At 42.6% G+C, this 25050-nt stretch carries 22 protein-coding genes and 1 pseudogene; 12 read left to right on the top strand and 11 right to left on the bottom strand.

Annotated features, from left to right (window positions below; translation table 11 throughout):
* Positions 1-426 precede the first annotated feature (426 nt).
* From D2U88_RS03065 to D2U88_RS03040, 6 genes are all read left to right on the top strand, one after another.
* A complete protein-coding gene (locus D2U88_RS03065; RefSeq protein ID WP_119638836.1) occupies positions 427-711 on the top strand; it encodes a helix-turn-helix domain-containing protein in 285 nt (94 codons plus the stop codon).
* Positions 711-1919, top strand: a complete 1209-nt coding sequence (locus D2U88_RS03060) for a virulence-associated E family protein (protein ID WP_119638835.1) — start codon at positions 711-713, stop codon at positions 1917-1919. The genes D2U88_RS03065 and D2U88_RS03060 overlap by 1 nt, the downstream gene beginning before the upstream one ends.
* A gap of 207 nt (positions 1920-2126) precedes the next feature.
* The gene (locus D2U88_RS03055) at positions 2127-3038 is read left to right on the top strand and encodes a CHC2 zinc finger domain-containing protein (RefSeq protein WP_119638834.1); all 912 of its coding nucleotides are present in this window, start codon (positions 2127-2129) and stop codon (positions 3036-3038) included.
* Positions 3039-3083: 45 nt separating this feature from the next.
* The gene (gene mbpA, locus D2U88_RS03050; protein ID WP_119638833.1) at positions 3084-3380 is read left to right on the top strand and encodes a mobilization protein MbpA; all 297 of its coding nucleotides are present in this window, start codon (positions 3084-3086) and stop codon (positions 3378-3380) included.
* A 5-nt stretch (positions 3381-3385) separates the two neighbouring features.
* Positions 3386-4246 carry a relaxase/mobilization nuclease domain-containing protein gene (locus D2U88_RS03045; protein WP_235855709.1) on the top strand — a complete coding sequence of 287 codons (861 nt, stop codon included), beginning with the start codon at positions 3386-3388 and terminating at the stop codon, positions 4244-4246.
* A 10-nt stretch (positions 4247-4256) separates the two neighbouring features.
* Positions 4257-4712: a DUF6730 family protein gene (locus D2U88_RS03040; protein WP_119638831.1), complete on the top strand. Its 456-nt coding sequence runs from the start codon at positions 4257-4259 to the stop codon at positions 4710-4712.
* Positions 4713-4851: 139 nt separating this feature from the next.
* Here D2U88_RS03040 and D2U88_RS03035 read toward each other — a convergent pair whose 3' ends face one another.
* Together D2U88_RS03035 and D2U88_RS03030 are read right to left on the bottom strand one after the other, a co-directional pair.
* Positions 4852-5604, bottom strand: a complete 753-nt coding sequence (locus D2U88_RS03035) for a LytR/AlgR family response regulator transcription factor (RefSeq protein WP_119638830.1) — start codon at positions 5602-5604, stop codon at positions 4852-4854.
* Between the two features lie 7 nt (positions 5605-5611).
* Positions 5612-7402, bottom strand: a complete 1791-nt coding sequence (locus D2U88_RS03030) for a tetratricopeptide repeat-containing sensor histidine kinase (protein WP_119638829.1) — start codon at positions 7400-7402, stop codon at positions 5612-5614.
* Positions 7403-7592: 190 nt separating this feature from the next.
* Between D2U88_RS03030 and D2U88_RS03025 the strand changes: the two genes are divergently transcribed.
* From D2U88_RS03025 to D2U88_RS03005, 5 genes are all read left to right on the top strand, one after another.
* Positions 7593-8132 carry a hypothetical protein gene (locus D2U88_RS03025; protein ID WP_119638828.1) on the top strand — a complete coding sequence of 180 codons (540 nt, stop codon included), beginning with the start codon at positions 7593-7595 and terminating at the stop codon, positions 8130-8132.
* An 18-nt stretch (positions 8133-8150) separates the two neighbouring features.
* On the top strand, positions 8151-9161 hold the full coding sequence (locus D2U88_RS03020; RefSeq protein ID WP_119638827.1) for a hypothetical protein: 1011 nt from the start codon (positions 8151-8153) through the stop codon (positions 9159-9161).
* Positions 9162-9227: 66 nt separating this feature from the next.
* Positions 9228-10196, top strand: coding sequence for a hypothetical protein (locus D2U88_RS03015; protein ID WP_119638826.1), 969 nt, complete (start codon positions 9228-9230; stop codon positions 10194-10196).
* 16 nt (positions 10197-10212) lie between these two features.
* Positions 10213-11400 carry a hypothetical protein gene (locus D2U88_RS03010; RefSeq protein ID WP_147378512.1) on the top strand — a complete coding sequence of 396 codons (1188 nt, stop codon included), beginning with the start codon at positions 10213-10215 and terminating at the stop codon, positions 11398-11400.
* 4 nt (positions 11401-11404) lie between these two features.
* The gene (locus D2U88_RS03005) at positions 11405-12652 is read left to right on the top strand and encodes a hypothetical protein (protein ID WP_147378511.1); all 1248 of its coding nucleotides are present in this window, start codon (positions 11405-11407) and stop codon (positions 12650-12652) included.
* 33 nt (positions 12653-12685) lie between these two features.
* Here the strand turns inward: D2U88_RS03005 and D2U88_RS03000 are convergent, their stop codons facing one another.
* Together D2U88_RS03000 and D2U88_RS19855 are read right to left on the bottom strand one after the other, a co-directional pair.
* The gene (locus D2U88_RS03000) at positions 12686-13567 is read right to left on the bottom strand and encodes a site-specific integrase (protein WP_235855708.1); all 882 of its coding nucleotides are present in this window, start codon (positions 13565-13567) and stop codon (positions 12686-12688) included.
* Positions 13568-13588: 21 nt separating this feature from the next.
* Positions 13589-13750 (bottom strand): annotated as a pseudogene (locus D2U88_RS19855) (Arm DNA-binding domain-containing protein); the annotation flags it as partial.
* Positions 13751-14009: 259 nt separating this feature from the next.
* On the opposite strand from D2U88_RS19855, the gene D2U88_RS02995 reads away from it, so the two are divergent.
* Positions 14010-14777, top strand: a complete 768-nt coding sequence (locus D2U88_RS02995; protein ID WP_119638822.1) for a hypothetical protein — start codon at positions 14010-14012, stop codon at positions 14775-14777.
* Positions 14778-14793: 16 nt separating this feature from the next.
* Here the strand turns inward: D2U88_RS02995 and D2U88_RS02990 are convergent, their stop codons facing one another.
* The 7 genes from D2U88_RS02990 to D2U88_RS02960 all read right to left on the bottom strand — a co-directional run bounded on the left by D2U88_RS02990 (position 14794) and on the right by D2U88_RS02960 (position 25047).
* Positions 14794-18024, bottom strand: a complete 3231-nt coding sequence (locus tag D2U88_RS02990) for a CHAT domain-containing protein (RefSeq protein ID WP_119638821.1) — start codon at positions 18022-18024, stop codon at positions 14794-14796.
* A 6-nt stretch (positions 18025-18030) separates the two neighbouring features.
* A complete protein-coding gene (locus D2U88_RS02985) occupies positions 18031-18759 on the bottom strand; it encodes a tetratricopeptide repeat protein (RefSeq protein ID WP_119638820.1) in 729 nt (242 codons plus the stop codon).
* The gene (locus D2U88_RS02980; protein ID WP_119638819.1) at positions 18749-19324 is read right to left on the bottom strand and encodes an RNA polymerase sigma factor; all 576 of its coding nucleotides are present in this window, start codon (positions 19322-19324) and stop codon (positions 18749-18751) included. The genes D2U88_RS02985 and D2U88_RS02980 overlap by 11 nt, the downstream gene beginning before the upstream one ends.
* A 68-nt stretch (positions 19325-19392) precedes the next feature.
* The gene (locus tag D2U88_RS02975) at positions 19393-21927 is read right to left on the bottom strand and encodes a hypothetical protein (RefSeq protein WP_147378510.1); all 2535 of its coding nucleotides are present in this window, start codon (positions 21925-21927) and stop codon (positions 19393-19395) included.
* Positions 21928-21976: 49 nt separating this feature from the next.
* On the bottom strand, positions 21977-23167 hold the full coding sequence (locus tag D2U88_RS02970) for a hypothetical protein (RefSeq protein ID WP_147378509.1): 1191 nt from the start codon (positions 23165-23167) through the stop codon (positions 21977-21979).
* Between the two features lie 129 nt (positions 23168-23296).
* The gene (locus D2U88_RS02965) at positions 23297-24019 is read right to left on the bottom strand and encodes a LytR/AlgR family response regulator transcription factor (protein ID WP_119638816.1); all 723 of its coding nucleotides are present in this window, start codon (positions 24017-24019) and stop codon (positions 23297-23299) included.
* A gap of 2 nt (positions 24020-24021) precedes the next feature.
* Positions 24022-25047, bottom strand: coding sequence for a sensor histidine kinase (locus D2U88_RS02960; RefSeq protein ID WP_235855707.1), 1026 nt, complete (start codon positions 25045-25047; stop codon positions 24022-24024).
* Positions 25048-25050 lie beyond the last annotated feature (3 nt).

Genomic DNA, 25050 nt, shown 5'->3' with positions numbered 1-25050 from the left:
TTAAAGCAAAAAATAGCCAATTTAAACGCACTCCAAACCACATTAAATATCTCCAAAATACTTGGTTTCAAGGCATGATAAAGGCTACATCGGTCTTTAGTTGAATTATTATTGAAATTCGACCAGGTTTGGAATTTCAATCCCTATGTATCCTTTCTTTTAATGTTGATAACTTAATATCTTGATTTTTTTCAAATTATCTGTTGGTTACAAATGAAGTCATTTGTCATCGACCATAATTTGTAGAATTAGAATTGTAACAAATTGACATTATATGTATTAAGTTGCTGTATATCAATTTTTTGTGAACAACTAATTTTGCATTTTTAGTTCACTCATTTCCCATGTTTTTACCTTTATACCAAGAATTCTTAAAAAAGAAAACAAAGGTGCCTTTGTTCATTTTGTAACTAAAAAAGGAAACATATGGACAATATTTTGATACTTGAACGACTAGACCGTTTAGAGCGGCTCATGATAGCCAATAAAGAGGTGCTCACGTTTGAAGAGACCTGTGACTATACTGGAATTTCCAGAAGTTATTTATATAAACTGACTGCTTCAGGGAATATCCCGCATTCCAAGCCTAATGGGAAAATGATATTCTTTGAAAGGAAAAAGCTGAATGAATGGCTTCTCCAAAACAGTAGATTGACCCAGGAAGAAATCAATGGGAGGGCTTTGGAGCACTCATTTAAAATTAAGGGGTAATGGCTTCTATCAAGCATGAGGGCAATCTTTATTTTGTCAAGGACTCTAAGAAGAAAACGGTGTTTGACTATACCATGGAATATCTGGAGGCCAAATATGATATCATGTACAATGAGATTTCCCATGACTTTCAAATCGCATTCAAGGGTTCAAGGGATTGGCATTACTTGAACCTGAACTCCCTAATTATTGAATTGGCCAAGGCCGGGGTGGATATCCCGACCGGAAAACTGGAGATATTGATACGATCGGAGTGGATTCCCAAGTACAATCCCATTAAGGAGTATTTCAACAACCTCCCGAAATGGGACGGAGAGGACCATATCCTAAAGTTGGCATCCTATGTGCCGACCTATGAGAAAAAGGCATTCAACTATCATTTCAAAAAATGGTTGGTCCGTGCCATTAGATGTGCTGTTGAACCCAATTATTTCAATAAGCAGGCTTTCGTACTCTCCCATCAGGGACAAAACTCTGGTAAGTCCACATGGTGCCGATTTCTGTGCCCACCCGAGCTTAGTGAATATATGGCCGAGGACATCAGCAATGACAAGGATGCTCGGATACAGTTGTGTCGGAATTTTTTGTACAATCTTGATGAACTGGCCGTGCTGTCCAAAAAGGATGTGAATGCCCTAAAGTCTTTTTTTTCCAAGACCTTTATAAATGAACGCCTGCCATATGATAGAAAGAATACGACCCTGTCCCGGATTTGCTCCTTTGTGGGCTCCACCAATATGTCGTCCTTTTTGAACGATGAGACCGGGTCGGTCCGTTGGCTCTGTTTTGAGCTCAAGGGGAAGATAGATTTTTCGTATTCAAAAGAGGTCGATATCAACAAGATCTGGTCACAGGCGTATCATTTGGCCTACTCGGACCCCAACTTTGATTCCGAACTTTCCATTGAGGACATCCAGGAGAATGAAGAACGGAACAGGAAGTATACAAAATTGACCTCCGAACAAGAAGTAGTTGCCAAATACTATGAAAAATCCAATGATATGAAAGACTTCAGGACGGCATCGGATATCATGGTAGAGATTGCATGTCTCAACCTTAGGTTGAACCATATAAATATTGGGAGAGCACTCGCTGGGTTTGGTTTTCAAAAGGTAAAGCATCCCAAACGACAGGTTTATGGCTATTTGTCCCGACCCCTCTTTGGGGGAAGCCCCTGGGAAATGGAATTTGCAAAGAAAGAAGAATAATACCTACCTAATTACCTAAAGAAGTCTAAAGCCAAAGAGCATGGGCCAAATTTTAGGTAGGATATATAACTTCCATCTTACCTAGAGGTTACCTAACCTACCTAATGGGTAAGATAGGTAAGTTGAGAAAATATCTGACCTAGCTTGAAAACCCGCGTCATCATTGGGTTAGGTAGGTAGGTAGGAGAAATAACAAAATTTGAGACAATGAAAAGAAAAACTACATATATCATGGACTGCGAAAAAGCCCGCAACATTGACCTCGTATCCACGCTGGCCAAGTTGGGGCACTTTCCAGTCCGGAAAACGGAAAAAGAAGCTTGGTTCCTCAGCCCGTTTCGGACCGAGACCCAAGCCTCTTTCAAGGTATCATTGAAGAAAAACTATTGGATAGACTTCGGGACCTTTGAAGGGGGCAGTACCATAGACCTAGTGATGAAAATGGAGAACTGTTCCGTAAAAGAGGCATTGGAACGACTGTCGGGGAACATTGGCCATTTTTCTTTTCACCGGCGGCCGATTCCAATCAAAACGGAACATAGCGCCAATCCGATTGAAACCATCGAGGTAAAGGAAATCGAACACAGAGCCCTTCAAAACTATTTGCAATCTAGAAAAATATCCATCAGGACTTCAAGAAAACTCTGCAGTGAGATCCATTATAAAATTGGTGGTCGGCCATACTTTGCCATCGGACTCCGGAACAGGTCGGGAGGCTGGGAACTGCGAAACAAATATTGGAAAGGGTCCACTTCTCCCAAGGATGTTTCGATGATGGGGAACAGCTCCAAGAAATTGATTATTACGGAAGGCATGTTCGATATGCTCACCCTAATGGAACTGATGCCAGAAATCGGGAACGGCCATGAACTTTTGATATTGAACACCACGGCCTTTGTAAAAAGGATGATCACCGAAATAGTGGAATACGAGGATGTAAAGCTATTTCTAGATAGGGATGGAACAGGATTGGGAATGACGGAACTGTTATTGGAAAAGTGTCCGAACAGCAGTGATATGTCCTTTCTCTATAAAGCTTTCAAGGATATGAACGAATGGATGGTAAAAAGCGCGAAGGATGAAGTCCGGCAACGAATTCAAGATGTGTCATTGTCATGACAAATCTTGCTTTTGCTCCCGAAGGTCGCAAAAGATGATGTGAAAATGAAGAAAGAGTTCGTCCAGTTCCGGTGCTCGGTCTACGAGAAGAAACTGCTGAAGGTCAAGGCCCGGAAGAGCGGTCTTTCCATCAGCGAGTACTGTCGCCGTGCGGCCTTTGATGACCGGATCGTGGAGCGGATGACGGACGAACAGATAGAGGCCTATAAGTTATTGGTCAAATACCAACGGAATTTTAAATTGATCACCAATATGTTCCGGAAGAGAAACCCCAGATTGGCAGAAGAAACGACCCAACTGGCCAAAGAGATACGGCAACACCTTTTAAACTTCAAGAAATGATAGGCATGGGAAAATCCATTTCGCATACAGCTGCTTCCATGAGCTACGGGATGAACGAGGAGAAGGAAGCCGAGATCATCCACAGCCAATATCTGGCAGGGGAGACCCCAAGAGAGATCACCGAGGAGTTCAAGGTCATCCAAGAACAGAACGAACTATGTAGGAAGAATACGCTGAGCTTTGTGCTGAGTCCCACCATCGAGGACGGCAAAAAATTGGAAAGGGAGCAGCTCAAGGAAATGACCGAACGGTTCCTTAAGGAAATGAGGCTAATGGAACACCAGGCCGTTGCATTTGTCCATAGGGACAAGGAGCATCTACATGTCCACCTGTATGCCAACCGTATAAGTTTTGAGGGCAAGACCTACAATGATAGTTTCATTGGAAAGCGAAGCCAACAGATGGCCGAGCGGGTGGCCAGACAGATGGAGCTTACCACGGTAAGGGAGGCACAACAGGAAAAACTGTACCGGATGCAGGAGCTCCGATCTGAAATACAGAGGATACATGAAAAGGTCATGGCCAGGGACAGGCCAAGAGATTTTGACCAATACATCAAATCGATGGAGGAGAACAATGTAAAGGTCATTCCGAGCATCAACAGGCAGAACCAGATACAGGGCTTCCGTTTTGAGTATAAGGGAACCAATCTAAAGGGAAGTGAGGTACACCGTTCCATGTCCATGGGCAGGATAGCGGGCCAAATGAATTTTGAGAAAGAAAGGGCACAGCGGATTGCCAAGGACAAGAGCATGGAACTTTTGGGTAGGACAGTGAATGTCCCAACAAGTTTGACCAAGACCATCATAAAGAAAACCATCAAGCTGGCCATTAAGGTGGTCAGGGACACCGGAATAGGAATCTAAACAGAACATCATGGCAAAACTGGATGAAATAGCGGAACTGTTGACCGAGGAGATCAACGGCTTTGAGAAGAGCATCGGCCGATTGGAAAAGGTACATGAAAATTTGCAGAACCTTCCATTGAGGCCCGACACCAATGAAATTAATGTTCTTCTTAAAGAATATGGCAACAGCCAAAAAACCAACATTGAGGAACAGCAAAAATTGATGCGAAGGATTCTTGGCAAAGTAGAGAAATCAATTCTGTTGCCAAGTTGGGCCATAAAACTGTCCTGGGGATTGTTGGTCTTTGTCGTATTGGTCCTTGGTTTTTCAATCTATCAGGTATCAAGGATATCAAAGAAAGAAGAGGCAGCATATATCAAAGGACGGGACAGTGCGATGGGACATTATGGGGCATTCCTTGATGAGAACCCACAGGCAAAGGAACTGTACCAAAAATGGCTGGAGGAAAATGGCAAAAAGTAGGACAGCGCCCTATCCTATTTTTGTTCAACGCTTATCTTCCCGAACGCTACAAAAATAGGCCAGGATCCATGCGCTGAAGTCGAGGTAAGATTTGGGGCAGAGTTTGTTGTATTGATAATCACGATACCTAAATTTTGTATCAGGAATTTGGAATAAGTTTTTTTATGAGTTCGTCTCTACGTCTTACAGCCACTTCTATTTTGGCCCCATCGGTCAAGGTAATATAGCCTCCTTTTCCTTTTAGATAATGCTCCACAAAGGAAAGGTTGATTAAATGGGACTTGTGTACCCTAAAAAAGTTGCTGCCATCAAGAATGCCCTCAAAATATTTTAAGGTTTTGGAAGCCGTGATTTTTTTGTTCGATAAGGTATGGATGTGGGTATAATTGGCATCGGACTGTAGTCGGACCATGTCATTGGTGTCCACCATAACAAATCCATCCACTGTAGGGATGGCAATTCGTTTGGAATGTCCCGACCCCTCCTTAAAATTATGGAAAAGCACATCAATTTTTTTTGTGGTCTCTTTGAGGTCTCTGTTCTCCCTCACTTTTTGTAGTGCTTCATGGAGGTCTTCTTTTGCAATGGGCTTCAACAAATAATCTAAGGCAGAAAATTTGATGGCCTTTAGGGCATAAGTGTCAAAAGAAGTAGTGAAGATCAGTTCAAAATCAAGATGGTTTAGTTGGGACAGTAAATCAAACCCGGTAGTACTCCCGAGCTGGACATCCAAAAAAAGCACATCAGGATTATATTTTTCTATATGCATTTTAGCCTCTGAAATGGTGTTACAACTCGCCAGTATTTTGATATCCGGGCCAACTTCCTGCAGAAGACCCGTCAATCGGGAAATGCAGTGCTGTTCGTCATCAACGATAATGGCTTTTAACATGGCGAGGTCAGAATTGAAGTTCCAAAGGTAGGTTTATTTCCACACGCAGGCCTTCTTTCTTGTCTATCAAGTCGATGGAACCTTCCGTGTTTTTAATATGGTTGATGATCTCGATACGGTTGGTGGTGATCTTTACGCCCAAAGAACTTTTCTCCTTTGTATCCATAGAAGCGGTGGCCCGACCGATCCCATTATCCTCCACCACGCATAAGAGCATGTCTCCCTTTTTCTTGATTTGGATATCAATTTTCCCAGTATTCTCTTTGGGGGCAATACCATGCCATATACTATTTTCAATAAAGGGCTGTAGAATCATCGGGGGAACCAAGGTGTTGTCCGGCTCAATGTCCTCGTCTACGGTTATGCTGTATTCCAGATGGTTTTCCAGTCGAATGGCTTCCAGTTGCATGTAAAGCTCCGTGAGCTCTAGATCTTCTTCGAGGGTAATCCATTTCTTTTCAGAATTTTCAAGGATGGCACGGGTAAGTTTGGAGAATTTCACCAAGTATTCATCGGCCTGTTTTATATCATTCCTTGAAATAAAATCGCTAATGGAGTTCAAGGAGTTGAAAATAAAATGGGGATTCATTTGTGAGCGTAGGGCCTTGAGTTCTGTCTCGGCTACCTTGACATTGAATTCGGCCACCTTTCTTTTTTCCAAGGCATCACGTCTGCGTTTATATAGAAAATAACTTGCAATCGAGATCAGTGCCAGAAGGATGGCCCCAGCCAAATAACCATTTTTGACGAGATGTTGTCGTTTGATTTCCTCCTCGGCCTCGGCCTGTTGCCTCTCCATTTTGAACTGCATTTCCTTCCGGGTCAGCTCAGATTTTTTTTCCTCGCTTAAAACACTGTCCTGAAGACGTACATGCTCTTTGTAAGCATGGAGGGCTTCTGCCATTTCTCCTTCATGTTCGTATACCTCGCTCAATACTTTCCAGGAATCCGCTTGCCATTCCACGGCTTCGATCTCTTGTGATAGGTCAAGGGCTTTCCTTCCATTTAAGGCAGCCAAGTCATAGTTTTTCAATATGATATTAACCGTTCCTATGCTGTTCAGAGCAGAAGCTTCAATGTATTTGTTCCCGATCTGGTGGGCAAGATCTGCCGCTTCCTGATAATGCAAGAGTGCCTTTGGGTAATCTTCGAGTTTTTTGTAAGCTAGGGCCAAGTTATTGGTAATGGCGGCCACAAAGAGGTCATTTTCTTCCTGTTTGGACAATTTTAGGGCCTTTTCAAGATTGGCCACTCCTTCTTCATATTTTTTAGTGTCGTTGTAGATGATTGCAATGTTTGACAGTGCTTTTATTTCATCAGGGACATTGCCCAACGTTTGTGCAGAGGTCAAATAGGCTTCATAATTTTCCAAGGCCCTATCATACTGTTTTAAATCGGCAAAAATGTTTCCGATATTGCTCAACAACGACGCTTCAAGTGACCTGTCCCCTATGGATTGGGCAAGATGTTGCGCTTTTTGGTAGACATCCAGTGCGGCTAGGTCATCTCCCATAACATAATGCAGGTTTCCCTTCTGTCTCAATGCGTAACTCTCCCCCTTGTTCCAATCTGTTTCGGAGGATATGGCAATGGCCTCATCTACCAAAGGAAAAGCTTCCTTGGGATTGGAATAGGTCATTTCCCCAGCAGTTTTTATCAATAAAGAAACGCGGACAGAATCTTTTGCCGAATGGGTGGCCAATTCCTGTTGTAACGAATCCAATACGCTTTGTTGGGAAATTCCGAAAAGGGGAAAGAACAATAGGACTAAAAAAAACTTTTTAAAGGAATCTGGCATGGCGGGTGATTGGTCAAAATCAAATTTAAAGGTTTTGACTCAATATGCTGTCCCGTTCATGATGTATTGCGGTAATTCAACAAAAGACAACGCTCATGTTCATATTTACAACGGTGAATAAGTGGTCGTGGCATAGGCTATGGGGAATATATAGCTTGGTGTTTTCTACGCACCATAACCATTTTATACTATGAAAAAAATGCAGTTGTTTTTCCTTTCCATTTTTACACTTATCATGTTCACAAATTGTAATTCTGACGATGGCGATGAACCAGAGAATGGGAAATCCGGAAAGGTTGAGGGAACCATCCAGTTGTCCGGGGAGGAGACTGGGGTTTTGGGGACTTCTTTGACCGTAGGGAACATTGAGGTCGGCAATGCATCATTGACAGGAACGGACAAATCCGTCATATTACTTTCCGATAACATTACAGTGGTAGATAACGAACTGGTCTATAGTAATGACCTGAACGGTTTTGTGATCGTAGCTGCGGATTTTTCCACTGGGGGGTCACCCGATATCGACAAGACCATTTCCATGACCATTGTAAAGAACGGGGAAGAATATCCACATGCGTGTTCCTCCCCCTATCAAGGATTCTTTATGGCCTGTGGAGATGGGTTTGAAGTTGATTTCGAAGCCAAAAAAGTCACTTTTGAAGGTACCACGGTAATCAATACCGATGATGACAAGATTTTGACTATGGATGGAGTGATAACGTGGGAGTAACGATTCATATTGAAGAAAATGATACATAAGATAAGTTTGGGGGTATTGTTGGCTATCTTGGGGTTGCTTGAATTAGAGGCACAGGCCCCAAGTGCCAACAATCTGATTGTGTTCGATCCACCTTCCGAGAAGTTTACTCCTGTTAAACTACAGGCCCATATGGGCCTTCCTCGATTTGGGGCATTTAACAGCCATATGGTTAAGAATACGGGTGCCACGCCCGCGATGAGACCCGCACGGGGAAATGATGGGGCTCATGTGATGGAACAGAACAAAAAGGAAAGAAACGGTCTCTTGAATTTTTCCATTTTGGTGGGGTTGAAATATTTGGAACCCTTTATGAGTGACCTGGACCGCGAGCGTTTGACCGTGGTCAGTTCCAATACATCACAGGAACAACGGAATTCCGCATATCTACAGCAGTTTTTACGGACCCAAGTAGGTCCGAATCTTTGTTTGGACAATGCCTGCAACCAAACTAATCAAGGAAAAAACGAGTTTGAGAGGCTTCGCAATTATACCTCTTTTGTTGAGGTATGTTTAGAGCCACTTCAAAGGTGGGGCCAATCGTTTTTCAAAAATGATGAAATGGTAGGATACCATGTATCCACACTTCATGTTGGAAGGGGGTATGACTTTGACAAATTAGGGTATTGGGTAGGGCATTATCTTAATCTGAACGATGTTTTTACCCCAAAGCAAGGTGGGGCCAAAAGAGTGGTCTTTGAGCCTGTTGCGGCCTATGAGCATGAACTTTTGAAGAAAATCAATGGAAAGAACAATCTTCAATTTTTTCTCAAAATCGACAAACAGAGCGCCGAACGGTTCTTGAAGGAAGGCATCAACCGTTTGTATTTGGTGAAAAAGATAAAATTGAAACGTTCGGGCAAACCGATGGCCTTTCCTTATGACCCTGTAGAGTTTAACTATTCCCACGTGGACAGCGATGTGGAAGTTTATGAGGACGAAGCCCTTACAAAACATTTTATGACGCTTTCCCTTGCAAACCTCATATTAAAAACCAATTGATCTATGAAGAATTTACTTTTTGTAATCATAATAATTGTATGCCAAGGAGTAGGGTGGGGCCAACCAATGGAAAAGGTTTTTGATCCACCCAGTGCCGATTTTATTTCCCTATCGTTACAGACCCACAAAGGGAAGCTCCGCTTTGGGGTACAGGATGAATATTTTGTGAAGGCCGATGGCACCTATATAAGCTCTAGGGAAGAAGGGTATTTTGAAATGGACAAACGGTCCAGCCACCATATGGCGAGTAAGCACGCCTTTATGGAGCTTTTGAAGATGAGGTTTAAGGAAGACATGTTTGCGGTAATGGACAAAGATCTTTTTACCGAACGAAAGCAAAATATGTATGAGGAAGAGTTGAAATCCCTTACCGCCCAGCAGCATGTACTGGCCTTGGCAAATGCATTGTGCAACACAAAACAGTTGATTCGGTTTTTCTGCAACCCAAAAGAAGGGGATTGTGTTCCAGGGTTTCCCCAAGAAGGCTATTATAACGAACCAAGGAACCAAAGGCCATGGGGAGGCAGGGGAGCATCGGAGTTTCAGAAATTGCGTGCGTATACCGCTTTTGTGGGGGAAAAATTTCCGATGGTGGAAAAGTGGGGAAAATCCCTTTATCCTGACAATGTTTTAGAGGGATACTATGTGGCACGGACCAATTTGGGCACCTACGATTTTAAGGAAGGGGGCTATTGGTTCAATACCCATCAGTTTTACAACAGAGGCTTTTTGTTACATTGGTATGGACTCCAACCATCCAACTCCGCCGAAAGAAATTTGATGCATCCCAATGGCACCTCCATTCTCTTCAAAATGCCGCCAGAGGAAGCAGAGCACTTTTCTGAAAAGCACCAATACCTCTATTTGGTGTTGGATGTGACCGGCTATCTGAATGGAGTGGAAAATTATCGTGCAGACCAGCTCAAGACCACCTTCAGTTTGAACAGTCCCATCATAGAACTGTACTCGGATGATGGCCTTACCCAAAAAGTGGGGGAAATAGACATCAATACCATGGTATTCAAAACTAGATAAAATCTAAGCTATGAAAATGAAAGATATAAAAACCAAATCCATATTGCTTGTTGCGGTTCTTGGTCTGTTGGTGCCAATCTCGGTCCAAGGACAGTTTTTAAAAAAACTGAAAAAGAATGTGGAGGATAAAATCGTAAATAAGGCCAGTGAAAAAACCGATGAGTTATTGAATGGGGAAGGGGAAAAGACATCGGCTCCAGAAAAAGAGAAACCAAGTCCAAAGATTGGGCCTGCATCAACAAACAAAAAATCCCCAAACAGCATACCGAAAGGAAATCAAACCCAGAATAAATCGCCTGAAATTAAGGACGATAATATCATCACCTATAAGGCCCCCAACAAGGATTTTATGGATGTGGTCATACAATCGCACAAGGGACTTCCCCGATATGGGGATGTTTATTATTATAGGGGGGTTACGGCCCATACCCATAGCAAAGCCTATCGGGCACTCTTGGAGCTTAAATTTATGGAAGACCTTTTCAAGGATATGGATCGGTCAAAACTCACTTCATACAATTATGCGGACAATGACCTAAAGGCAAAGAACTCCAATAAGGCCCAACATCATTTGTTGATGCTCGTAAAGGATATTTTTTCGGATGAAAACATGCAAGAATACTTTTGTGACCCCGAAGCAAAGGCCCCCTGTAATTTTACCAATGCCGTGGGTGAACGAACCATTGTACCTAGCTGGGGAGGGACACGGAACAATGAATTTGCCCAAAATCGCAGTTATTCAAAGTTTATCAAAAATCATTATGAGGCACTTCGGGATTGGAGTGAAACATTCTATGAAAATGGAAGCCAAGTCGCCTACTTCGTGGCTAGGGGAGCGGTAGCTGAAAAATATGATTTTAAGGATAAAGGCTATTGGATCGGCAACATATTCTCTATAGGCGGGGACTTTATACTTCATAATTCCAATTTTTTGGCCTACACTGAGAATGAAAAAACCTTAAAGAACACATCAAAAAGGGTTTTTTTGTCCGTAGACCCAACAGAGGCCAAAGAATTTAACCTTCAATCCAGATCACCCGTGTTTGTGGTGTTCAAGGTTAAGGTGACACCTCGTATTACTAATACTACCCATGTGGATTGGGAGTTTGAGTTGGAAAGTACAGCAATGGAGTTTTATAAGGATGCCCCCCTAACCAAAAAGATGGGGGAAGTGGATATGAGGACCGCTAAATTTAAAGATTGATCAAATGAAATGTAATCGTACGAAACAAGTTTTATGGATTGTAGGGGTATTGCTGATGACATTGCCCCAGGACATGAACGGTCAGTTTTTTAAAAAATTGAAGCAGCAGGCCGAGGAAAAAATTATTAAAAAGGCCGATAAGAAAGTGGGTGATATTTTGGATGGAAAACAAGATTCAGGAAATGGAACGAATACGCAAACTGAGGCCATAACACTACCCGAGGCCCAAAAAACAGAACAGAAAGCTACACAACAGAATACCGCCATAGCTTACAATGAGGATGATTACCTGGTTTATAAATCCCCTAACCAAGCCTTTAAGGATATTGTGGTTCAGAAATTCAAGGGCCTTCCCCGATTTGGGGCCATAGATTCCTATATGATGCAGGACAATCCCAAAAAAGTGGACCTTTCCAAGGAAGCCGGTGAAAAAAGGAATCTGATGGGTACCGGGTATGCTGGGTTTGCCCATTTGGTGCGTATCCATAGTTTGAAGGAACATTTTAAAGTGATGGACAGGACTGCCCTAACGCAGCAGACAAAAGGAAAGATCATTGAGGAAGAAGCAAAGTCGAGCTTGGCCCAAAAAGTATTGAAGGAATTTGCATTTGATATGGGAAACGATGTCCTAAAAAAGGAATACTTTATGAACGATTGGAGTGGAACCGGTAAGAGTGCCTTGGTCCGTAAATGGGGAGGTCACCAGGCGGATGATTTTACGGAGAATGAGCGATATGTATCTTTTGTGGAGAAGTATTTGGATATCATTTTAAAATGGAGCGAAAGTTTTTACACAGATGGAACTGAGGATTTTCAATTGGTCCATGCGATAAAATTCCAAGGCCAATATGATTTTGACAAAGGAGGTTTTTGGATACGGTTACCTATCAAAAGACCCCCATTGGGAGTTTCCTCTGTGGAGTATTTTGGTGAATTTTTACCTAATACGCCATATGGACAACAGTTTTACAACAAGACCGAACAAGTGGATTACATCAATGGGGATGTATTGTTCAAAATGAGTCCCGATAAAGCCGAATCCTTAATCAATGACAAAACTGTGCTACTACAGATGACCATGAAGGTTAGGTCTGTTTTCAAAGGATTTGACACAGCCAACCCATTTGTCTATAGCGCCAATTATACTTACCATTTTCTTGATCCAATTCTGGAGCTGTTTTCGGATGCCCAACTGACAAAGAAGATAGGTGAGGTCGATTTGAACAAATTGGTATATAAAGAGCCCAACTAATGTTATTTATTTACATGAAAATGTCAAGCTATTTTAGTGGTGAAATTTAATACTGGGCAATTTATCAATTGCTTCATCCTGCAATTGCTGAACATGATTAAGGTATTTCAAAGTACTTCTGGTTGAGCTATGACCCATGGCATCGGCAACAGTTTTGAGGTTGGCCCCATTGATAAGTAATTGACAGGCAAAAGTATGACGGGCACAATAAAAGGTAATGTGCTTTTCAATATGAGCCCTATTGACCCAGTAGCGTATTGCTTTGTTGGCCCCATTATCACTTAAAGATTGGATATTGAAAATAAAAGAATCTTTTTCCCCTGGTTTGCCCAAGATATCAAGAGCTGTTTGATTGAGTCTGTTATTTATCAGTTCCCCAGTTTTGTTTCTAGTGGTTATCAATCGGCCTTTGTTTATATTTTTCCATTTGAGCTTTCGGATTTCCGCAAGGCCAAGGGAAGTAAAGCAAGCAAATAGAAAGGCTCTTTTTACGGAAGTATTTCCACATTCGGTATTGGCAAGTATTTGAAGTTCATCCTTATCTAATACTTGTTTTTTTAATGTATCGTCTTTGTTGGGATTTGTAAATTTTATCTCGGCTGTTGGCATTTCATTTAGGTAACCTTGAATTTTTGCGGCTTTTAGAACTTTTTTGAACCTTGTGAAATAGTTATGTGCCGTTTCGCCGGCAAGACCTGCATCATGTATTAAATAATCTTTGTATAATGTCATGGTTTTAGGACCAATTCCCGTAATGGTTAACCTCGGATTGTTGACAGCCTCTTTAAATTTCTCCACAGAGCTTGCAATAATGCGCACGTCCTTATTTTTATAATCTTGAATGTATTTTTCAGCAAAAACAAAAAAATTGATCTTCTTTAGGTGCTGTGGAATATGTCCTGTTTCATCGGACAAAACTTCCAATTCCCTGTTGACCCGAATTCTTTCGGCAATTCTTTTCTTTTCAATTTTGGATGGATCCTTGGGCAGTATTTTTATTTTAAGAAATTCTCTCCATCTTTCACCGTTGTGATGGATGTCCAAATAGAGGCTTTTTGCTCCTGATTTTAATGTTCTGCTTCGAAGTTGTACTGACATAAAAAAGTGACGTAAAAGTGACGGTTTTTGTCTAAAAATACGAAATGAAGGGAAAACTTACAAGTAAAGAAAATGATTCAAATATTTGATATACAGTCAATTAAATGCAATTTATATCAAACAATATTATGTGAGGATTCACACCCAAGGTACAGAAAAAGCCGAGATTTTCTCGGCTTTTTTTATGCCTTTTCCCCAGTTATTCCAAAAATATTGATGACATTCTTCTTTTAGCTCGATAAGAAGGAAAAGCATCATCATGAAAACCATTCAAACTTTAATTGCCACTTGTATTTTCCTTTTTTGCCTTGGCTGTAGTTCGGATTCCGATAACGGGAAACTCAGTGCGGAGCCCCAAGGTCTTTGTGCCAATGTATCTGGGATCACCGGTATTTATTGGGAGTTTGCCCATTCCATTCCCGCTCCTTTGGCCCAAGTACCTGTCATCAAAAATCCGGGCGGACAGTTTATCCACAGCTTGCAGCCCCTCATCGGATTTACCTACCCCAAAGGTTTTACCGCCTTTGAGGTGACCGATGCCCAAACCGCTACACTTGGGGTCAACCTAGTACGTGATGATAATATGGTGGTATTCCGCTGGATTCCCAATACCCAAGCCGCTGGTCAGGTATCTGCCACAAGTATCATCGCCAATGAGATCAATGGGATTTTTGCCCATTACGGATTTTCCGGTACCCCAGAAGTGCTGTGCACGACCACGGCAAATAATACGTTTGAAGGTATCTCTTCACAGTTCACGGCCCGATTGCTCCGTTTTGATGGCATTACTGCCCAAATCTGGGTGCGCTCCACATATGCGGCAGGGGGTACGTTTTCGGCCATATCAGTCACCACGGCACCCACAAGCGAATATGAAACCCAGGTCATGGATACGTTTTTCCCCATAAACTTCCAGCTATTTGTGGGAAGGGACGGAACCTTTGTGGATAATGATAAGGATGGTGTTCCCGCCAATGAGGATCCCGATGATAACAATCCCAATATTCCGAACAATACCGGGGGATAAGATTTCTCGAAGTTAGTTAGTTGTTTGAGTTTGCCCCCGTATTTGCGGGGGTTTTCTTTTTGCGGAAGAAAGTCAGGGCAAGAATCAAAACCACGACTATTGAAATGACCCAAACCATCCAATGCATAGGTTGGTGCAGGTCAATAGGGGCAATGTTGCCCATCAGCACCAGACCCGCCCAATATTGGGGGTGTAATGTACGGCCTTCGGATTGCTTCAAATAATCCAACTTGGCCAAACGTATGGCTTCGTCCTTGCGTTTCCCTTTGGAAAGATAATCGTAAAAGGAAGCCAGGATTTCCGCGCTGGATTTTTCATCGATCTGCCACAAACTGGTCAAAATACTTTCACTGCCTGCATAGTTGAAGGCATGGGCCAAGGAAATCATTCCCTCCCCAGGTTGATAGGTAGGTTTGCCGGTTTCGCAGGCTGTTAATATGGCAAGATTGGAACTTAGGTTCTCGTTATAGATCTCATAGGTGTAGAGATAATTGTCGTTAATGTCTAGCGTATCCGAAGTGTTCTTGGCAAAGACCAAACGAGAAAGTTCCGGGCTAATATTGTTAGATTCGGCATGGGTAGCAATATGGATGATTTTGTGTTCCTTGGCCATTTTGGAAAACACTTGCTTGGACGCCTTTTCATTGAGAAATGCATCACCATGGAATACTTTTTCGAATTTTTTGGCCAGATCATAGCTGAAGGGTTGAGGCAATAAGGTAAGATAAGTCTTGTCTAGGTAAAGGGAGTCCACGATGGCCATTTCATATTCATTTTTCATTTGTGTACCAAACTCTGGTACAAAAGCAATGAAATTCTTTTCAAATTCCAGGACCTTTTGTTGTTGATCCAACATGAACAGGCTATAGTTGTATGAAATATTGTGTTTGGACAAAAGGCTGTTGGTGGCCAATTCTTTTAGAGATCCTATTTTTTGTGGTGTGAGCAGTTCAAAGCTCAGATTAAAAAGTTCACCATCCGGAAAAATGATGACATTTTCTGTTTTTACCTGTTCTTCAAAAGGGTTCCACAGCTTTACATAAAGTTGGTGCAGACAATCGAACAGTTCGTTTTCGGGAATACTGTAATCTGAAATCGAGGAAATACATAGGTTTCTAAGATTTCCCAAAGGAGTCAATCTTGCCTCACCTCCATGGTACACATAGGCATAGGCATCTTCCCCATCCGAAAAATAGCGAACAAGTGTGGTATTCGAGGGTACTTGTTCTTTCAGGTTTTTTAAGGGCTCCAAAATGGAAGCGTACCTCATCTTGTAGTATTCCGGATATTCTTGTTGAAGCAAGGTCAAATGGTCTTGCCACGCAGTGGAAAGAGAGTCCCATTTTGCCGCGTTGAACTGGGTCTGATCTTCCTGAAGATTGAAAAAGGCATCGATCTGTTCACGTAGCTGGTTTTCCTTCTCCCAGATTTTAACTGGGGAAAAGCCATTGTTGGCAAGGTTCAGTCTGGCCCTGATCCGATTATAAATGGAAGATTCGTTTAGGGTCATGACCTTTTCAAGATATTTGTCGTCATGGGTCTGTTGGTACAGTGCCAGATACACTTTTTTGGCAAAATTGAAAATTTCCCTATTGTTTTCGATGAGACTGGCCACATCTTCTTGGGAGGAGACCAATGATTTTCGTTTCTCTACAAAAGCTGTTGCCCCATCTATGGTTTGCGCCAAATCTTGGAGATTCTTCAAGGAATGGGGTAATAGTTGGAATTTGGATTTTGCCAAATACAATAAAATCTCGGCGCGATCCCCCCATTGGTAAAGCCGTTCCTGACCTTCTGTTTCGTTTTCTTGGGAAGGTAATAATTGTTCGCATAGTTGAACAGTCTTCTCAAAATCCCCTTTCAAATAAGAAATCCGAATTTTGGTGAGCAGTGCCGTTTTGGCCAAAAAACTTTCTGTACCATATATTTTTGCCGTTTCGGCATAGGTTTCGTCAATCAGATTTTCGGCCTTTTCGAACTGATGATTATCGGCAAAGGACTGGGCCAAGTTGAACTGGGCATAGACCACATTTTGACTGAACGCGTCAGGACTACTGCTTTCATACGCCTCCAAAGTCTTTTGGTAGTAGGTGATGGCCTGGGATATACTCCCGTCCTTTTTTTCAAGATCGCCCAAAACCGAATACAGGTTTGCTGCATACAGCCAATTGTCCCCGGGGATGGTCTGCAATAATGCCTTGGCCTCCTCCAGGTATTTTCTTGCCTTTTCAGGATTTTCCCCATAAAGGTAGGCTTCCCCCATCATCAGCACTGCACTGAAATATTGTACGGTGTTGGGAAGAAAGTATTTTTTGGCATGATGGTAACCCAATGTGGCCACTTGAATCGCCTTTTCCTTGTCACCCAAATCGTTGTAAAGGCTACCCAGGTTCCTATAGGCAATGGAAAGATTGCCCTGAACCTTTTCGGTTAGGGGGTGATTGTGTGTCTTTTGTAGGAAGGTGTTGTAACTGGAAATGCACTTTAGGGTAAATTCCATGGCTGCCTGATAGTCTCCAGCCGTTTGTTTGGCCAAAGTCCAGTTGCCGTAGATCACACTCGGAAGGTAATATCGATATTCGGGGTCTTCATCGTCGGTGTCAATGCTTTTGATGGCTTTTTCAAAATAATAGTTGACACTATCGGGTATTCCCATAAAATGCATGAGTGATGCTTTGTAATTCAAGACTCTTGGGGCCAATCGGAATCTGGATTTTGGATGGTCGTTCATCACTCGGAGCGCCTTTTCGGTCCGGTCCATGAGTTGGTCAAAATCCCCCAACTTTAAACCAATCTCACCCAAATAGTATTCCGATGTAAGTTTTCTTTGCGGATCCTGCATGGCCGTGGCAATGGTGTTGGCCCGAAGGACCGTTTCATTGGCTTGGATCACACTTCCTTGGTCTATTTGGGCAAGGCCCATACCCATGAGGGCGTCAAAACGAACGGAATCCGGTTGATGACCACTCTCCAGGTCTTTCAAAAGTTTTTGCGCCTTTGGAAAGCTGGTTCGGCGGTCTTGCAGGAATTCGGTTTTGGCAAGGGGGTAGACTAATTTCCCCAAATTCAATTGGGTATTTTTTGGATCTTTCCCGATTTCTTGTACAATAAGGGCTTGAGCTTCCTGAAAGGCATCAATGGATATGAGGCTATCCAGTTTTTTTAAGGCGGGATGTTGTTGGGAAAACATCGATGTCTGCAACAAAAGGGCAAACATCAGATAGAAATGTGATAGGCCCTTGTACATAACCGATCAGTTCTTAAGTTTTTTTATCAATTCCCGACTTTTTTCATCTTGGGCTTTTTCAAGACTTTTTAATGCCGCTTGTGGATCGCCATTTTTTAAATGGGCAAGTCCTTGGTAAAAAGCAGCTTCATTTTTAAAAGAGGCTTGCTCGTTTTCCACAACACGATCAAAAAAGGAAATGGCCTTGGTTGCCTCCCCGTCTGCCAAATACGCGGAACCTAAAAAATAATTAAGGGTGTCGTTGTCCTTTTTCGCTGCCCATAACTGTTGCCATTTGCTGATGGCGGTTTTGTAATGGCCCTGTTTATAATCCACCATAGCTTCGTAAAAAGCATAGTTGCTGCTATTGCCCATGACCGTGGGTAGCCCTGGGTCCGCAGTAAAATATTCTTGGTAGAGTTTTTCATTGGGGTCTTTCTGGTAGAGGAACCATAGACCCATGGCTACCAAAACAGTAATGACTGCGGCAATTTTATAGATGGGAAAATCGCGGCCTTTCGTTATTTTTTCGGATGGGGATTCCAATTCGGAATGAAAGGATTCCATACTCTCGCGAAGCGCAGTCTCCTCAACGCTATGGAACAAGGCCTTGAATTCCTTGAATTGATGCATCAATTGGGCATCTTGCTCCAAATTTTCCAAAAACCGGGAACGTTCTTGATCGCCCATTTGGTCCATCAGATACCTTTCAAAGGTTTCTTGGTGTTCTTGTGATATGTATGAGCTATCGTTCATTGTTCTTGATTTGTAGACTTAGGCTTCTCAGTTTTTCCATGCAACGGTATTTTTGGTTGCGTGCTGAACTGGGAGCCATTCCCATCTCTTTTGAGATTTCTTCCATGGACCTCCTTTCAAAGTAAAACATCTTGAGGAGGGACTTGCAATTTTCCCCCAATTGGGACAAAGCGGTTTGCATGGCACTTCTGTTCTGTTCTTCCTCAAGGATGTCTTCCTTGGGTATGGGGTCATCTTGTACCACGGTTAAAAAGGATTGTGAATCCGTGTTGATGGTTTTTTTATAATCCGATGACCGTAAAAAATCGGTCCATTTGTTCTTGGCAATGGTAAAGAGGTATCCGGACACATTTCCTTCCAAAAACTTACCATCTTTGATATTCCTCCAACAGGCCATAAATGCCTCCTGGAAAATATCCTTGGCCTGATCTTCACTGCCATTGTTCTTTAGTATATGGGCGCGTACTTTTGGGTACACCTCTTGGTAGGTAGCCCGCATCGTTTCCGAGTCGTTCTTTCTGAAACCATTGACCGTTCTGTCTACCTTTTGGTGTGTATTCCCCATACTTTGTTGGAAAGCATGGGGAATTTATAAAAAATTACTAGCTCATCTGTCATTTGATCGTTATGGTTTCAATTTTTTACCCTTAAGTACACGGTGACCTTTGCATAGCCTTTAACAGAGCCATATAGGCTTTCCATATAAGCCAATGTTCCCTGATTGAGATCGGGCCCCACATTGAATCCCGATCCACCACAGTATACCGTATAGGTAGGCTCCATGGATTCCCCGGGCTCCAAGCTCCAAGTATTGGAGGTATAAGAACACGAAGGGTTTAGATCGGGAATCCGCTCTATGATCCTCATACTTACCTGCTGCACTTCATATCCATCGGGAATGACCGCTTCGGATGAGTTCCATTTCCACTCACTCCAATACTCCCAATGGGTATAATCCGGAAACCCTGTCAATGGAGAGTCTTGTTTGTCGAAACCTACTTTTGTGTAATAGATGAGGACATCATCCCTGTTTTCTATATTTATAGTGGCTTCAATTTCATCAACTAATGTCAATTCTGAATCATCCCCGTTAAATAGGTCTGAAGTGCTGGAATAAATTTTGGCCGAAACTAATTCGGCGGCACTCGCAGTTTCCTGGTCAAAAGTTTCATAGTATACAGAGGATCCGTCTTTTACATATGTGGTAAGGCTTATGTCAGTTCCATTGAGTTTCCCGTAATTTCCTTGTGTTTGCCAAACGATTTTATAGTACAGGCTGTCACTATTGGCAATAGGTACATTATCAGGGTCTACAACCCTTAGGGTTAGTTTTGAATCGCCATCAATGGTAATCCCATCGGGCCGGATCTTGTATTTTGTGGGACTAATGTTCACTATGGTCGAATCTTTTCCAACAAGAGAGCCGAGAAGCCCCCCTTCCCCTTTTTGGTAGATATCCACATAAATACTGTCATGGGCATTTTGGGGCAATGTTCCATAGTCAGGGTTGCTTTTATATGTGATTTGCTTTGCGCCATAATTTTCTGTTAATTCACCATATATCGCAGTGGTCCTCCATTTATAATAGTAATTGCCGGTTGTGGTCTCATCAATATCCGGAGAAGTCGCCTCATATTCGACTTGTTCGCCAAGTACGATGCCCTTTTCATATGGGGAGATACGCACTTTGCTGCGGGTTACAGTGGATTCGTATCGTTCGAGTTGGGAGGATCTATAAATATCGTCGATAATACGATAGCCGTCAAAACTTGTAAGAAGGGCATTGGTGAACGTTAGGGGAGCGGCCAATTTTCCCTTCAAGTCTTCGACTGTTGTATACATGCCCATCGATTTCAACGGTTTTACGAAAACTACTTCAAAAAACTTTTCAGTACCCACAGCATTGCCAATAAGAGCTTTTCCAAACTCGTACACGGCAGTAACTAAGTTTCCGTCGTCAAGGGCGTCGAGGGCTCCTGGGGTAGATGCCAATGCAGCATTCAACAGCTCTTTGCCTGTGTCTATATCCAGGAAGCCAATATAAGTATCGGCGATATCGCCAATACCGAGCATGGTCGTAACGGAGGGAACCAGAAAATCGAGAAGAAAGGTTTCCAACTGCATTTGTAACAAGGCGTCACCTTCCTCCTTGGTATGGATAAGGGTACTTTTTCGGCCGGGCCCCAATACCCTTATTATATATTTTGAGGCTTCATCATTATCTAAAAGCTCCAGTTCTGTGGGACCACTGGTTTTGAACCCAACATCCGAGCCATTGCCTATGATCACATCAATGGTGCCCCCTTGAATGGAAGTTATGCCGGTTACTGGCGAAACATCCAGTTCAATATTCGGTTCAAGGGAGGTTTCATGACTTGTGATTACTTGATCCAAATCCAACAGTGTCTCAAATTCCCCGTTTTTTTTCACGGCCACTTTATAGAAAAAGGCACGTGCCCGCCTGCGGTAATAATTGGTGACATCCACACTGAGAACATTGCCGCTATTCTGTGCCACCTTAATGCCGCTTTTGATACTGTTGTTGGCTATAAGGACTTTGTCTTGTATGTCGATTACTTTTTTGTTATCCACTAACTTACCGGCTACATCGTTTAGCCAGCTTTTGAAAGTATCCGACTTTAAGACCAGGGCATCTGTTTTGTACATTTCCTCCAATTCAGAGACAAAGGGTTCGATTTCGGTCAGGTCCCTGAATTCGTTTAGGAATTTTTCCTTTATCTCAGGTAGTCTGAACACAGTTCCAAGTCGAAAAAAGAGGGAAGCATCAAGAGTTGATCGGGCGTCCAATATAGGATGTTCTTTGGAAATGAACCCCATGAGAATGATTTCACCATCAGTGTTTCTTAAATAGACCAGACTTTTTTTGTCCTTTAGGACATTGATGCTGGCCGTATAATCTGATTTAATTTCGTATTCACTCAACAGGGATTCTACGTAAGTGTTTGAAATATCCAGATTCATGCCATCTGGTAGGTCTATCTGAATATCAATCAGCTCATAGGTTAAAGAACTACTGGAGCCATTGTCATCATCATCTGTTTGTGACGTATCGTCGTCAGGTGGAATGGTGATGTCATCTTTGGAACTGCATCCCATTGTCATACAGAGCAACAGGGTAAGGAACAGGAATTTGCATGTGTTTTTCATGTGTTCGGTATTTTGGTTTTTTATATATCGTAATTCATTAAAAATGTCATCAATAGGCATTGCCCACTTTTACCCATTCCCTGTTGTTGAGGTTGATATCGCCATTAGGGGTGTAAAAGAGGTCATTGTTTTGGATGTAGTTGCCATCACTGTCCATCCAGTATTCCGTAGATCCTGCATTTACTTGGTAGTTGTTTCCGGTAAGGGGATTATAAACCGTCTCCTGTTCGTTGATTGTGTTCAGGAACTGGCGTTGGCCCGTATCACTACCGGCTCCAAAATTCCGGTTCATGAACGAGGCATGGTTGGCATCCTGGGCCGCTGAAATGGCTCTCATATTCTCTTGGTGCGCATTAAAAGCCGCCCATCTGGCATTCATGCGTTGTTGGTGCTGTTGTGAGGCGATTTGCATTTTTCGCTGGTTCTCCATGGCCCTTTGTTGGTTCAATTGCGCTAAATATTGTTTCCATTGGGGGTTTTCTTGGGTGTTCACGGTCGATTTATGGAGTTGGTCAAGGGTCGCTTCAAACTGCCCTTCATCCACAAAAACATAATCCGTGGTATAGAGCCACATGGTCATCATCTCATTGTTCATGAGGGGTTGTTGTATGGCTATTTTTATGATGCGGGCCAAAGCTTTCTGGCCGTTTTGATTCTTCCATTCCGTGGCGGTGTACTCCAAATAGCCTTGTCCGAATCCGTTCTCCTGCATTTTTTGGCGCACATAGGCTTCGTCTTCCGGCATTGGGCGTTGACGTACAAAGGAGTAGCCGCTATTCTGCATTCGGGGTTCCACATCTTCCTTAAAAAGCTGCTGGTTGCCCACCATGGGTCGGATCAAGGATGCCATACCATATTGAGACATCATCTGGGTCAATTGTTGGCTTTGATAGGATACGTGGAAATTGGTGGGCGTGTTGAAGGTTTTTAAGTGATTGGGTCCTTCAATTTGTACGAGAAAGTCTGGTATTTTTTGATCAAGGGTGTAAATCGGTTTGGAAATCACTTTCCAGTTAGAAGGATATTCAGTGCTTTGCACCACCATTCCGGTACGGGCATCCCGCAATTGATGCGTTTTTTTTCGACTGGTTTGGAAAAAGGGTTCTTTTTGATCAGTGGTGTTATCGTTCCATGCGCTTTCCTCGTCTAGGCGATCATCATTGGTGGAACCATAGGGGTCTTGGGGATTTTCCTTGCAGGCTAGGACAAGGCAAATGAAAGTAAAGAATAGTGTTTTCATAATGGACTTTAGATACAGGTTATATACCCATATCGAAATCATCATGAAATGTCATCACCCTTGCGGATAATTTTTTATAAAAATGGGATCATGTTTTCGGGACCGTTACAAAAAGAAGTGGAAGTACCATTAAAGTGAATTGTTCTGCACGTATTCCAAGAACTTCTCCTTATGCTGCTCAGAAACGGTGATTTGGTTATTGTTGATGGTGATGAGGTTTCGTTCCACTTCCTCAATGTGGGGCAAGGCAACAATGAATGATCGGTTCACTCGCATAAATCGGTTGGCAGGGAGCTCTTCTTCCAAAGATTTTAGGGTCATCAAGGTAAGAATGGGACTAGGGTTTCCCTTGACCCATATTTTGACATAATCCTTCAATCCCTCAAAATAAAGTACTTGATCCAAGGCAATTTTCAATTGTTTGTAGCCCGATTTCACAAACAGAAACTCCTTATTGGTTATAGTTCCCGGGTTTGGTTTTGAAATGGCAATACGGTCGTGGGCCTTTTGGGCAGCCACTAAAAACTCGGCATAGTCAAAAGGTTTCAACAAATAATCCACCGCATCCACTCGAAAACCTTCCAAAGCATATTGGTCAAAAGCCGTAGTAAAGATCACTTTAGCCTTCTCCTTGATAATCTTGGAGAGTTCCATACCACTTAAATCGGGCATTTGTATATCCAAAAACATGAGGTCAACAGGGTTTTGGTTGAAATATTCCAGCGCGGCAATGGCATTGGAAAAGGAACTTTTCAGTTCTAAGAAAGGGGTCTTGGCAATGTAACCCTCAATCAATTTGAGGGCCATTGGCTCATCATCAACGGCGATACAGGTCAAAGTTCTTTTCTCCATGGCTAGGCGTTCAATGGAATTTCCACGATGATATGGAACTGTCCCGAAACAATCTCATTTCCAAAATAATGTTTGTTGGGATACAATAGATCCAAACGATCTTTAAGGTTCCTTAAACCGATTCCAGAACCACTTTGGTCTGTATGGGATTTTGGGAAATCCGTGTTCTTGCCTTTAAAAATTATCTTATCATCCTTCAGTTCCATTGTAAAATTGATGGTGCTTTCCTCTTGGGCAGAAACCCCATGTTTGAAAGCATTTTCGATCAATGAAATAAAAAGAAGGGGGGGTACCTGTACTGTTGGATCCACTTCCGGGAAATGATATTCCACCTTGGTTTTGTCCGTCAATCGCAATTTCCCCAATTCAATGTATTTGACCATAAAGTCGATTTCCTTGGCTAGGGGGACTTTTTCGGTATGGGTTTCGTACAACAGGTAGCGCATCAACTTCCCCAAACTGTGGATGGTGTCCTTGGCCTCTTCGGGAGATATGTCCACCAAGGCATAGATGTTGTTCAACGAATTGAAGAAAAAGTGTGGTTGTAACTGGTACTGCAAATGCTGAAGGTCTGATTTGAGCTGTTGGTGTGCCACTTCTTTCTTTTCCACTTCCGATTTGATCAAACGTTCCATGGCCCGTAGCGCTACGGCCCACACGATGGGCACCAAAAAGGAAAGGGTCTGAACATAGATGATCATGGTCCTCGGTGGTCCCTTACGGTCGCCTCCATCCATGGGTCTGGGGAAAAAGAAATCCGTGAACCATTCCCTAAAAAAGATCAATACAATAATCACAGCTATATTGATGCAGACGAACCACACTATTTTCTTTGGAAAAAAGAGTCGGTCCGCCAAAAGTAGATAGTTCAAATAAAAGACTACCATGTATAGGAACAGGGGTACCCATGAAAAAATCAGTACATGCTTAAAGGCCTGTTCCGTATCATAGCTCAACAAGTATGGGAAACTGAACAGGACTACCCATACCATAACATGGAAAAAAACTTTGCGCCATTTGTTTTTCATATG

The sequence above is a fragment of the Flagellimonas aequoris genome (genome assembly GCF_003584165.1).
GTDB lineage: Bacteria > Bacteroidota > Bacteroidia > Flavobacteriales > Flavobacteriaceae > Flagellimonas > Flagellimonas aequoris.
This window is presented reverse-complemented; position numbering and strand designations above follow the sequence as displayed.

Coding starts and splice junctions, on each gene's coding strand:
- D2U88_RS02985 (WP_119638820.1), bottom strand. CDS start 18,759: ATGAACGATAGCTCATACATATCACAAGAACACCAAGAAACCTTTGAA.
- D2U88_RS02960 (WP_235855707.1), bottom strand. CDS start 25,047: ATGAAAAACAAATGGCGCAAAGTTTTTTTCCATGTTATGGTATGGGTA.
- D2U88_RS03005 (WP_147378511.1), top strand. CDS start 11,405: ATGAAATGTAATCGTACGAAACAAGTTTTATGGATTGTAGGGGTATTG.
- D2U88_RS02970 (WP_147378509.1), bottom strand. CDS start 23,167: ATGAAAACACTATTCTTTACTTTCATTTGCCTTGTCCTAGCCTGCAAG.
- D2U88_RS02965 (WP_119638816.1), bottom strand. CDS start 24,019: ATGGAGAAAAGAACTTTGACCTGTATCGCCGTTGATGATGAGCCAATG.
- D2U88_RS03025 (WP_119638828.1), top strand. CDS start 7,593: ATGAAAAAAATGCAGTTGTTTTTCCTTTCCATTTTTACACTTATCATG.
- D2U88_RS02995 (WP_119638822.1), top strand. CDS start 14,010: ATGAAAACCATTCAAACTTTAATTGCCACTTGTATTTTCCTTTTTTGC.
- D2U88_RS03065 (WP_119638836.1), top strand. CDS start 427: ATGGACAATATTTTGATACTTGAACGACTAGACCGTTTAGAGCGGCTC.
- D2U88_RS03010 (WP_147378512.1), top strand. CDS start 10,213: ATGAAAGATATAAAAACCAAATCCATATTGCTTGTTGCGGTTCTTGGT.
- D2U88_RS03035 (WP_119638830.1), bottom strand. CDS start 5,604: ATGTTAAAAGCCATTATCGTTGATGACGAACAGCACTGCATTTCCCGA.
- D2U88_RS02980 (WP_119638819.1), bottom strand. CDS start 19,324: ATGGGGAATACACACCAAAAGGTAGACAGAACGGTCAATGGTTTCAGA.
- D2U88_RS03055 (WP_119638834.1), top strand. CDS start 2,127: ATGAAAAGAAAAACTACATATATCATGGACTGCGAAAAAGCCCGCAAC.
- D2U88_RS03045 (WP_235855709.1), top strand. CDS start 3,386: ATGGGAAAATCCATTTCGCATACAGCTGCTTCCATGAGCTACGGGATG.
- D2U88_RS02975 (WP_147378510.1), bottom strand. CDS start 21,927: ATGAAAAACACATGCAAATTCCTGTTCCTTACCCTGTTGCTCTGTATG.
- D2U88_RS03040 (WP_119638831.1), top strand. CDS start 4,257: ATGGCAAAACTGGATGAAATAGCGGAACTGTTGACCGAGGAGATCAAC.
- mbpA (WP_119638833.1), top strand. CDS start 3,084: ATGAAGAAAGAGTTCGTCCAGTTCCGGTGCTCGGTCTACGAGAAGAAA.
- D2U88_RS03015 (WP_119638826.1), top strand. CDS start 9,228: ATGGAAAAGGTTTTTGATCCACCCAGTGCCGATTTTATTTCCCTATCG.
- D2U88_RS03060 (WP_119638835.1), top strand. CDS start 711: ATGGCTTCTATCAAGCATGAGGGCAATCTTTATTTTGTCAAGGACTCT.
- D2U88_RS03020 (WP_119638827.1), top strand. CDS start 8,151: ATGATACATAAGATAAGTTTGGGGGTATTGTTGGCTATCTTGGGGTTG.
- D2U88_RS02990 (WP_119638821.1), bottom strand. CDS start 18,024: ATGTACAAGGGCCTATCACATTTCTATCTGATGTTTGCCCTTTTGTTG.
- D2U88_RS03030 (WP_119638829.1), bottom strand. CDS start 7,402: ATGCCAGATTCCTTTAAAAAGTTTTTTTTAGTCCTATTGTTCTTTCCC.